This window comes from Pseudoalteromonas sp. TB64 (genome assembly GCF_000498095.1).
Taxonomy (GTDB): domain Bacteria; phylum Pseudomonadota; class Gammaproteobacteria; order Enterobacterales; family Alteromonadaceae; genus Pseudoalteromonas.
This window is the reverse complement of the sequence record NZ_AUTQ01000201.1, coordinates 1-9,763: the sequence shown is the minus strand read 5'-3', so window position 1 is coordinate 9,763 and position 9,763 is coordinate 1. Positions and strand designations below refer to the sequence as shown.

The following is a 9,763-nucleotide window of genomic DNA, read 5'->3' as shown; positions in this document are numbered from 1 at the left end:
CGTCGGCGCAGTCGTGTCGGTTTGGCGCACAAGCAATTCCTGCAAGCAGCTTAGGTTTACCAAAAGAGCTGGCGAAAGTAATTGATGGCATGCTTTCTAAGAGTAAGGCTATACGTGATGGTGCTGGTGATTACTTTATGCGAAACATTACAACTATGGCTAAAGTATATTTACCCGAGTTTGATAAAAAACAACAAAAAGCAGATATCCCTTTTTGGTATGGCAAGGCTGAGCAACCCGATACTGTTGTGTACAGTTCAAGAAAACAGTTTTTACGCCAAGCCGATCATAAACAACAACTACTAGATGTTAACGATGCGCAACTTGATCGTTATTATAAAGAGTTTTTGTTTGATACAGGCGATAACGAAAAAGCATTTTTAGCCTCCATTAGCCGATTAGCAAAGTATCCTGTAGTAGGCGGGCTTAGTTTTCATTGGAGAGATGAGTCGTTATTTGTTGAATCGTCTTTAATTATGCATGACGAATCATTGGGTGATGCGTTTAGTGATGCGATTAATAATACGGTTATGCTTGCCCAAGCTATTAATCAAAAAGGTTTATTTAAGTGTTGTTTGTTTGATGCGCGTAAAACTATTCAGCTAGAGCGAGATGGTACGGGCGCGTTTAAGTTTGATAGCTTACCAGAGCTTGAGTATGAAATAGTAAGTATGAAAACAAACGAAATAACCCGACCTCATTCATACTTTGAAGACGGCAAAGACCCTGATGAACAACTACAGCTTCCTAAAAAAGTAATTAAGTGCGTATTTGAGCTTAACCAAATTCACCATACAGGGTGTATTATTTTTGAAGCACTGCCGGACAGAATGAAAATTCACCATTACTACCGATTACTCGATTCGACCAAAGAAGTTGAGTTTAAACGTTTGCTTAATAAACTTATGCAATACGCGGTAAATATTACTGATGTTGGTGTTGCGGGCTTTATGAAGCTCCCCTATAAAAACACACGTGAGTTTAGTTTATGTGAGCAGCAAGAAGAGCATTACTTTCCTAAAAATCCTAAGCTTGTTTCTTTATAAAAAGAGCACTGGTACAAAAAGTAAAAAGGGTAAAGATAAAAAAGAGCACAAGCAGATATGGCTTGTACTCTTTGCTACTTAATTATTCGGTTAGGGTTTAGTGCTTAAAATACCTTACTGAACGGCGACGTTGGTGTTAGGTCAAATTGATGAGTAAGTTTTTGTTTTTTATTTGTAGCCGTAATTTGATAGCGCTGCTTATGTTTGTCATTACTAAATAACTTAACGTTAAAATTAACCTTAGTTAGTTTAGTTGGCATAGAGTAACGCCCTGTAATTGTTATTTGATCTATGTTGGTGTTTTTATGTTTATGCGACGCTTCTGGGTTTAGTAAAAGTCCATCAATAGTAAATTTATACTGATGATCTGCTAAATAAACGTTCTTTATAACTCGCTTACTTATTTGTTTTTTGTGAGCATTAAACTCATCTATCGATACTTTCCCATCCTTATTTTTATCAACTCCATTAAAAGCCGACATAGGGATTGAAAGCACAATAAACACGTTATTATCTACAAAGTTTAATGTTCCGTGATCTGCAACCATTAAATGCGCGTTTGCTAAGTTTGGTGTGCTCAATAAACCTAACGCAACCATACTTAATAGACATTTTTTTATGCAATGCATAACTTACTCCTAACTAAACTTCGCCTTTAACGCAGCGTTGAAAAAACGGGTAAGTGTCTGTTGCGTAATAGTGGTATATTCCGCTAGGAAACTCAGGTGTTACGCCAACACGACCATTACATTCGTCTAAATCACCAGAGCCTGCTACGTATTCCCAATCTTGTGCAAATGTACCTAACGGATATATATCGGTAGAAGGGCGGTTTGCGCTTACAGTTGTTACGTGCTGGTAGCTTGCGGTCATTGCGGTTAAGGCTGAAGTTGCGTCACTCGAGTCTGAATAGCCGTAACGTGCATAAATAGGAAAGCCGTCTGCTGCCCAGCCTATTAAAGTCATAGTTGCACTACCACCACCTTGCAGTACTACAAAGCCTTCTGGCATACCATGGTAATGATATGTGCCATCGGGTTGTACGTGTGCATTGTTGTCATCTGTTCCAAAACTAAACGTGTCTTGGCTTAGGGCTTCTATATTCCAGTTGCCGCTATTGTCGCCCAAATCGCAATCGGTGCCTGAATCATCGCAACTTCCGCCTGTGCCTGCGTCTATTTTAATACCGTTAAGTACAACGCCTATCATTCCACGAGGACCACCAAGCATAGTTGCTTGTGTTGTTTCTATAGGCTCAAGTGTGTAGCTTTCATTTACTGATTGCTCAGAAATAGTATTTGGGTTGTCGGCATTAGGAAAGGTGCCTACTTCGTGATCGGGTATGCCATTAGCTACTAAGTCGCGTGTAGTTCCTGTGCATGACCAATCTGCAGCGCTGGTGGCTTGTACTGATTCAGAATCGTTATATTCGCTGTAGCTATATTCACAAAGTACACCTTGGGTTGAACTACTGGTACCTGTGCCGTTATCTGTGGTGGTTTGTAATGAATCATCCGTGGTTGCTGAGCTATCAGCTAAGGTTTCGTTATCACCACCACATGCAACTAACGATGAAACAATTAAAGCAAGGGGAGTGAGCTTTAAACCATTTACTATGTTGCGTTTTTTATTTATTAGCGCGTGTTGTTTCATTGCAGTACACCTGATCAATTAAGTTACGCATACAATAATCAGCAATTGTGCAAATAGTGTGTAAACAATGATGACAAACTAGCAATTATGTTAACAGACGTATTGTAAAGTACGACATTTTAGCAGTACGGGCATTAAGGTTTATTAAATTGTGTTTTATTGTAAAATTAAAAAAAGTTAAACTAATGCCAAAATAGCTAATATAAAAGGCTACCTTAATGGCTAAAATAAAACCTGTAGTGACGTTACAAAGCCACGGCATTTACTCCAAGTGGGATAGCGAAAGTAAAGCATTGCCACAAATAGAGCAATTTACAACAAATGTAATAGCTGAGGTAGATATTGAGTTTGGCTTAATCGTAAATATTAAAAAAGGTAAAGGCGAAAAGCTTCATTATTGTATTTACCATCCTGATATTCCAGACAGTAACGGTGATGTAATGGACCCTTTTGAAGGCGATGTATACGTTAAAAACAGTGATTGGAACTTTTATTTAGGCGATACGCTTTGGTTGCCAATAGAGAATAAATTGGGGGATTGGCGAATGACGATTGAGCTTAATGGAAAAATCATTGCTGATAAAACTTTTAATGTGGCATTAGAGGCAGAGCGCACTGAAACAGACTTTTGGAAAAATCGAGGATATTAATTGTTATTTATTGGCTATGTAACGCGGATATAATTGAAGTTAATGAGAAGATAGTCGAAGAGCTATTAACAAACAGCTCTTCAACCTTAAACTAGTATATTTTTAGTTACCCCAAGGGTTACTAGAATTCGAACGCTGTTTACGATCGCGTGCACGTTGTTTAGATTCTTTTTTCTCTACAATACGCTTAGCATCAACAAAACTAAGTTCACACGGCTCACCTGGTTTATGATCAGCTGGGATCACACGATCTCGTGGTGGTAGTTCGTATTGAACATCATCAGGCTTAGGTAAGTTTTTAAGACGATAAAGGTAAAAGTTATCTACTTTTTCTTGTGCCCATTGTGTTTTACGTAAAAATTTAACCGCAGACTTAACATCAGGATTATTTTTAAAGCAGTTAAGTTGTAAATAAGCGTGTAGGAGCTCCCACCCGTATTGTTCAACCAGCTCTTCAACCACTTGTTCTAATTTTACGCCTTGCAGTGGATTATTACTGAAAAGTTCTTGGTTGCTCATAGGTGTTGCCTCGTTATTAAAATACAAATTGCATTATAAATTTAATAACGGGGCTTTAACAGAGTAAATAGCTTAACTTTGGCAATTAACTACAACACGACCACGAATTTTACCTTCCATAAGTCGCTCTGCGTTATCAATTACGTGTTCGAGTGATATTTCTGTTGAAATTTTATCTAAATAATCGGCGCTTACTAATTTAGCTAAACGATCCCATGCTTCAATTCTGTCGGCTTTAGGGCGCATTACGCTATCAATCCCTATAAGTGATACGCCACGAAGTATAAAGGGTGCTACAGATGCTGGTAAATCCATACCTTGTGCAAGTCCGCAGGCGGTTACTACNATATTTTAATGATGCACAAATGTTTGCAAGTGTATGGCTGCCTACCGAATCTATTGCCGCTGCAAAACGCTCTTTTTGCAAAGGCTTACCAGGGTTTGAAAGCTCGTTTCTGTCAATTACCTGTTTAGCGCCAAGTTCTTTTAAATACTCACTTTGATCTAATCGACCCGTTGCTGCTGTTACGTTATAACCAAGCTGGTTTAATAAATAAATAGCAAAGCTGCCTACGCCACCATTGGCACCTGTTACCAGTATTTCGCCAGACTCAGGGGTAATCCCTTGTTTTTGAAGCGCGATAACACTTAGCATGGCAGTGTAACCCGCTGTACCTATCTGCATAGCTTGTTTTGGTGAAATACCAGTAGGTAAGGGGATTAGCCAATCGCTATTAAGTGCTGCTTTTTGAGCAAGCCCGCCCCAATGTTTTTCGCCTACACCAAAGCCATTTAATATTACGTTATCGCCATTTTTAAATTCATCGCTGGTGGAATTTGTAACAGTACCCACTAAATCAATACCTGGCACCATAGGAAAACTACGTACAACGGGGCCTTTCCCCGTAATTGCTAAACCATCTTTATAGTTAAGTGTGCTGTATAGCACGTCGATAGAAACATTTTCGTTTGGTAAATCACTATTTTCGATAGTTGATAATGAAGCGCTATAGTTATTATCTTCTTTATTAATAACAATGGCTTTAATTGGGTTACTCATGGGATATCCTTTTAGACCGATCGTCTTTTAATTGGTAAATAAAAACGCATTAGGTTAATAATGCGCGTAAAAACATTTCTGTATACAAAGTAAGTGGGGTATTTGATTTTGTGAGCTTGGCGCGCATAACAGCACCTTCCCAACCAATCCAAAAGTACTCACTCATTAATTGCGTGTTTACATGGCTTGCAATAGTGCCTTGTTGCTTAGCTTGGTTTAAGCAAACCTCTACATGGTTTTGCCATGCGGTGTAGCTTTGCATTAATCTGGTTTTAAACTCTTCACTTAAATGGTTAAGCTCTTGATTTAAGTTACCGACTAAACACCCTCGTTTGTAATCGTATTTTTTCATCCCTTTAATTGCGCTTTGGGTAAAGTTAACGATTCGCTCAAGTGGGGGAACATCTTCTTGCTGTAGGTAAAGGGTAAGCTTGGCAATAAAATAACTGTCGTATGCATCAACTAACGCAATACCGTAGGCTTCTTTACTTTTAAAGTAATGATAAAAAGACCCTTTGGGTACAGCTGCTTTTTTTAAAATAGTATCGAGCCCCGTGGCGCTAAAGCCAAATTCGGTTAGGGTTTCTAGGCCCGTGCGAATAAGTAACGCTTTTGTATCGGCGTTTTCTCTGGCTATTTTAGGTGGGCGACCACGGCGTGTTGGTGTTGATGTATTTTTGTTCATGCAGTCATATTAGACCGATCGACTTTAAATAATCAAGTATAAATTTAAATTGTTTAAAAATAGTTCATATTTAGGGCGGGCTACTAATTTAAGATTAATGAAATAAAAGTGTCACGATTACATTTTTGTTTGGAACTTAGTCAATATTAGTCGGTCACAATTAAAGCACATAAGTGCTTTTTAGCGATTATTAAATCGCCAATTTGTTTTTACGAACCGGTCAAATTAAATGTTGTATGACCACTTACTTTTTTAAATGTTAATTCATTTTTGCATCAGCAGCTTAGTTAAAGTCAAACAATTTAATTGCTTTTACAATTTGAATTTTACATTTTTATTAACTATTCATTAAATGTAGATTTCACTAATGCTACACAATATATAAATAAAAAGGTGAGGATATTACCGATGAAGAGACAGAAAAGAGATCGTTTAGAAAGAGCTCATTCTCAAGGTTTTAAAGCAGGTTTAGCAGGTCGCTCAAAAGAGCTATGCCCTTATCAACAAGTAGATCCAAAATCAGAGTGGTTAGGAGGTTGGCGTGAGGCGATTGAAAATCGCAACATGTACAAAACCTAAAATAAATAATCGAATTTAAGCAAAAAGGCCTCCACGTTGGAGGCCTTTTTGTTTGTGCGTTAATTTAAACTAAACTCTAAACAGAATTTAGTTTAAGTAATTAAAACGCGCTAGTGTCTTGAAATAAGCCCACTTTTAAATCTTTTGCTTCGTAGATTACTCGGCCATCAACTTCTACAGTGCCATCGGCAACGCCCATAAACAATTTACGTTTAATTAAACGTTTCATTACAAGGCGGTAAGTTACTTTTTTATTAGTCGGTAAAATTTGACCAGTAAATTTAACTTCACCCACACCTAGCGCACGACCAAGACCAGGACCACCAGACCAACCTAAGTAAAAGCCAACTAGTTGCCACATAGCATCTAATCCTAAACAACCTGGCATTACTGGGTCGCCTTTAAAATGGCAATCGAAAAACCACAGGCTAGGGTCAATATCAAGCTCAGCAACAATTTCGCCTTTACCATGAATTCCGCCATCAGCAGTAATAGAGGTAATACGATCCATCATTAACATGTTGTCACTTGGTAAACGGCAGTTGCCTTCACCAAACATTTCACCTTGACCGCAAAGGATCAAATCTTCTTTTGTATAGCTATTTTTAGGTTCCATAACACTTATCTTCGCTTAGAAATTGCCAAGTACTTTAGCGTACACTTGTACGCTAAACAACTCGGAGCAGTTAAAAAATCAAAATATTGCATATTAAATAATCAATCAAGCAGTGTGACTGGTTTTTGCACTATAAAACCGCGCAATTACAATTAAAAATCATTATAATTAGTGCTGTCTTATAACCAGTCTAAAGGAAGTTTATGATCCTTTTTGTTAACTCACTAACTGTGATTGATTTTTCTTACTTATGTAACAAACGCGGCGCCGTTGGCGAGAGCTGGATTGTTGATTTAACTTTGCACGGAAAACTTAACGAAGAGTCTATGGTTTTAGACTTTGGTTTAGTTAAAAAGCAAATTAAAGGCATTATAGATGAGTGTATTGATCACCGTTTAGCAATTCCTACAGGGCTTAATGGCGTTGTATCTGAATTTGACGAGCATAAAACACTCGATTGTACATTTGGTGAAAACAACCACTTAGCTATGAGTGCTCCTCATCAAGCTTATTGCATGATTAACGCAGACGAAGTAACTGTTGAATCGGTTACTGAATTTTTAATTGCGACTATTCTACCGAAGCTACCAGATAACATTGAAAAAATAGAGCTGTCTCTTAAGCCTGAACACAGCCAAAGTTTTTATTATCATTACAGCCATGGCCTTAAAAAGCATGACGGTAATTGCCAGCGCATTATTCATGGGCATCGTTCTCAAATTGGTATTAGCCTAGATGGCATTACTATGCCGCGCTTGCAAAAAGAATGGTCTCAAAAGTGGGAAGATATTTACTTAGCCACAAGTGAAGATCAAATTAACGCACCTGATTTAAAACATATAACAGCCAAAGCGGGTGATGTATGTTTTGCTTATACATCTGCACAAGGCTATTTTGAAATGGCTATTAGCGAATCTCGTTGCGATATTTTACCAGTAGATACCACTGTAGAATGTATTGCTGAACATGTAGCTGGTCAAATTAAAGCCCAATATCCAGAAAAAGCAGTGAAAGTAACCGCTTATGAAGGTGTTGGAAAAGGATCGATTAGTTATGTTTAAAACACTTTTAGCAACAGCGCTTGTTGCCTCTGCTAGCTTTAGTGCTATGGCGCTTGAGTTAAAAGGGCATTTAACACAAGGCGGTTTAGTTACTGGAAAGCTAGAAAACGCTAAATCAGTAAGCTTAGATGGTAAAGACTTAAAACTTTCAGCAAATGGTGATTTTGTATTTGGTTTTGGTCGAGACGCTGATACTACTCATACTTTAAAATGGGTAGATAACACGGGTAAATCACATTCACAGCCGATAGCTATTACTAAGCGCGAATATAAAATAGATAAAATTACCGGCGTAGCTAAAAAATATGTTTCGCCACCAAAAGAAGTTAGCGCGCGTATAAGCCGCGAAGCAGTTGCTGTTCGTAAAGCTCGAGAAGTTGACTCTGATTTAGTGTACTTCTTAGACCCAGTGTTAAAGCCTGCAGAAGGACGTATATCGGGTGTTTATGGAAGTCAGCGCTACTTTAATGGCGAGCCTCGTCGTCCGCACTTTGGCTTAGATATCGCGAATAAAATAGGCTCACCTGTTTACGCCCCTATTAGTGGCACAGTGGTTTTTGCTGAACCTGATTTATACTACTCAGGCGGTACATTAATAATTGACCATGGACATGGTATTACCTCAACTTACATTCATTTGAGTAAGCTTGACGTAAAAGTGGGTGACATAATAACGCAAGGCAACAAAGTAGCTGAAATTGGTGCAACAGGGCGTGTAACGGGTCCTCACCTAGATTGGCGTTTTAACTGGAAAGGCGAACGCCTAGATCCAGCATTACTAATGCAAGATACATTAGCAAACAAAAAGTAGAGATTATGACTGACGTAAATCGCGATGAAATAATTGCTCAGCGTATTGAAGATTCAACCACATCGGTAACTAAAACTGTGTTCCCAGGGCGTACCAATCATCATAATACATTATTTGGTGGTGATGCTTTGGCGTGGATGGATGAAGTGGCATTTATAGCAGCTACTCGTTTTTGTCGTAAACCTTTGGTAACTATATCTTCAGATAGAGTTGATTTTAAAGAAGCGATACCAGCTGGTACTTTTGCCGAGTTAATAGCTAAAGTAGTCTATGTAGGTAACACCAGCTTAAAAGTTGATGTAGATATACTATTAGAAACGATGCACAGAGACGATAAGCACTCTGCTATTAGTGGTAGCTTTACGTTTGTAGCAGTCGATGATAACCACAGACCAACACCTGTGGTATGCGATAAAATGATTTATGGTTTTGAGTAATTTAAAGTTTTAAAGACGCGGTAGAGTAATATTATATAAGCACCTTAATTGGTGCTTATATAAAAAATCATAAAGAACACATCATACTAAATATCTATTAAATGTAATCTCGACAGCGCAGTTAATATTTACTAAAAAAGTAATCAAAATAGGGAGGCAATTGATAGGGATAAGAGTTGTTAAAAGCAAAAAAGGTATGCTTTTAACATACCTTTTAGTTACATTTAGCTTTTAATTAAACTTACGAGTACATACATGCATACCACTTAAAGCACCATTGCTGCAATCCAGCCAAATATTAGTAGTGGGATGTTAAAGTGAATAAATGTTGGAATAACAGAGTCTCTAATATGGTCGTGCTGACCATCGGCATTTAAACCTGATGTTGGACCAAGCGTTGAGTCTGAAGCAGGAGAGCCTGCATCACCTAAAGCACCCGCAGTACCAACAAGTGCGGCGGNGTAGCCATAACCGAAAACCCAAGATCTAAACACAAAGGAACAAACAAAGTTGCAATAATAGGCACTGTCGAAAACGAACTACCAATTCCCATTGTAATTAATAACCCGACTAACAAAATAACACCGGCGGCCAAAGGTTTATTACCATCAAAAAGGGCGGCTCCACTGTGTACTAAGCTCGCTAC

10 protein-coding genes and 3 pseudogenes are annotated in these 9,763 nt (G+C 38.2%); 6 read left to right on the top strand and 7 right to left on the bottom strand.

What is annotated here, in order from left to right; genetic code table 11:
- A pseudogene (locus L647_RS0116870) lies at positions 1–1,046 on the top strand (serine/threonine protein kinase); the annotation flags it as partial.
- A 104-nt stretch (positions 1,047–1,150) separates the two neighbouring features.
- On the opposite strand, the gene L647_RS0116865 reads toward L647_RS0116870, so the two are convergent.
- Both L647_RS0116865 and L647_RS0116860 read right to left on the bottom strand, forming a co-directional pair.
- Positions 1,151–1,675 carry a hypothetical protein gene (locus L647_RS0116865; RefSeq protein WP_024612092.1) on the bottom strand — a complete coding sequence of 175 codons (525 nt, stop codon included), beginning with the start codon at positions 1,673–1,675 and terminating at the stop codon, positions 1,151–1,153.
- 13 nt (positions 1,676–1,688) lie between these two features.
- Positions 1,689–2,699: a YHYH protein gene (locus tag L647_RS0116860; RefSeq protein WP_024612091.1), complete on the bottom strand. Its 1,011-nt coding sequence runs from the start codon at positions 2,697–2,699 to the stop codon at positions 1,689–1,691.
- Positions 2,700–2,917: 218 nt separating this feature from the next.
- On the opposite strand from L647_RS0116860, the gene L647_RS0116855 reads away from it, so the two are divergent.
- Positions 2,918–3,349 carry a DUF3859 domain-containing protein gene (locus L647_RS0116855; protein ID WP_024612090.1) on the top strand — a complete coding sequence of 144 codons (432 nt, stop codon included), beginning with the start codon at positions 2,918–2,920 and terminating at the stop codon, positions 3,347–3,349.
- Between the two features lie 102 nt (positions 3,350–3,451).
- On the opposite strand, the gene L647_RS0116850 is transcribed toward L647_RS0116855, so the two are convergent.
- From L647_RS0116850 to L647_RS0116840, 3 genes and pseudogenes are all read right to left on the bottom strand, one after another.
- Positions 3,452–3,868: a VF530 family protein gene (locus L647_RS0116850; RefSeq protein WP_007582761.1), complete on the bottom strand. Its 417-nt coding sequence runs from the start codon at positions 3,866–3,868 to the stop codon at positions 3,452–3,454.
- A 72-nt stretch (positions 3,869–3,940) separates the two neighbouring features.
- Positions 3,941–4,928, bottom strand: a pseudogene (locus L647_RS01000000124465) (MDR family oxidoreductase).
- A 49-nt stretch (positions 4,929–4,977) separates the two neighbouring features.
- A complete protein-coding gene (locus L647_RS0116840) occupies positions 4,978–5,613 on the bottom strand; it encodes a TetR/AcrR family transcriptional regulator (protein WP_024612089.1) in 636 nt (211 codons plus the stop codon).
- A 408-nt stretch (positions 5,614–6,021) separates the two neighbouring features.
- Here L647_RS0116840 and rmf point away from each other — a divergent pair, with 408 nt between their 5' ends.
- Complete coding sequence (gene rmf / locus L647_RS0116835) at positions 6,022–6,192, top strand: ribosome modulation factor (RefSeq protein ID WP_002960897.1); 171 nt, start codon at positions 6,022–6,024, stop codon at positions 6,190–6,192.
- Between the two features lie 100 nt (positions 6,193–6,292).
- Here rmf and fabA read toward each other — a convergent pair whose 3' ends face one another.
- Positions 6,293–6,808 (bottom strand): bifunctional 3-hydroxydecanoyl-ACP dehydratase/trans-2-decenoyl-ACP isomerase, encoded by a 516-nt coding sequence (gene fabA, locus L647_RS0116830; RefSeq protein WP_024612088.1) that lies wholly within the window; start codon positions 6,806–6,808, stop codon positions 6,293–6,295.
- 203 nt (positions 6,809–7,011) lie between these two features.
- Here fabA and L647_RS0116825 point away from each other — a divergent pair, with 203 nt between their 5' ends.
- Genes L647_RS0116825 through L647_RS0116815 form a run of 3 tightly spaced genes read left to right on the top strand, consistent with a single transcriptional unit; the run spans position 7,012 to position 9,117 of the window.
- On the top strand, positions 7,012–7,869 hold the full coding sequence (locus tag L647_RS0116825) for a 6-carboxytetrahydropterin synthase (RefSeq protein ID WP_024612087.1): 858 nt from the start codon (positions 7,012–7,014) through the stop codon (positions 7,867–7,869).
- A complete protein-coding gene (locus L647_RS0116820; RefSeq protein ID WP_024612086.1) occupies positions 7,862–8,680 on the top strand; it encodes a M23 family metallopeptidase in 819 nt (272 codons plus the stop codon). Before L647_RS0116825 ends, L647_RS0116820 begins: the two co-directional genes overlap by 8 nt.
- A gap of 5 nt (positions 8,681–8,685) precedes the next feature.
- Entirely contained in the window at positions 8,686–9,117 is a 432-nt protein-coding gene (locus L647_RS0116815) for an acyl-CoA thioesterase (protein ID WP_024612085.1), read from the top strand.
- Positions 9,118–9,383: 266 nt separating this feature from the next.
- On the opposite strand, the pseudogene L647_RS1000000125405 reads toward L647_RS0116815, so the two are convergent.
- A pseudogene (locus L647_RS1000000125405) lies at positions 9,384–9,763 on the bottom strand (Na+/H+ antiporter NhaC family protein); the annotation flags it as partial.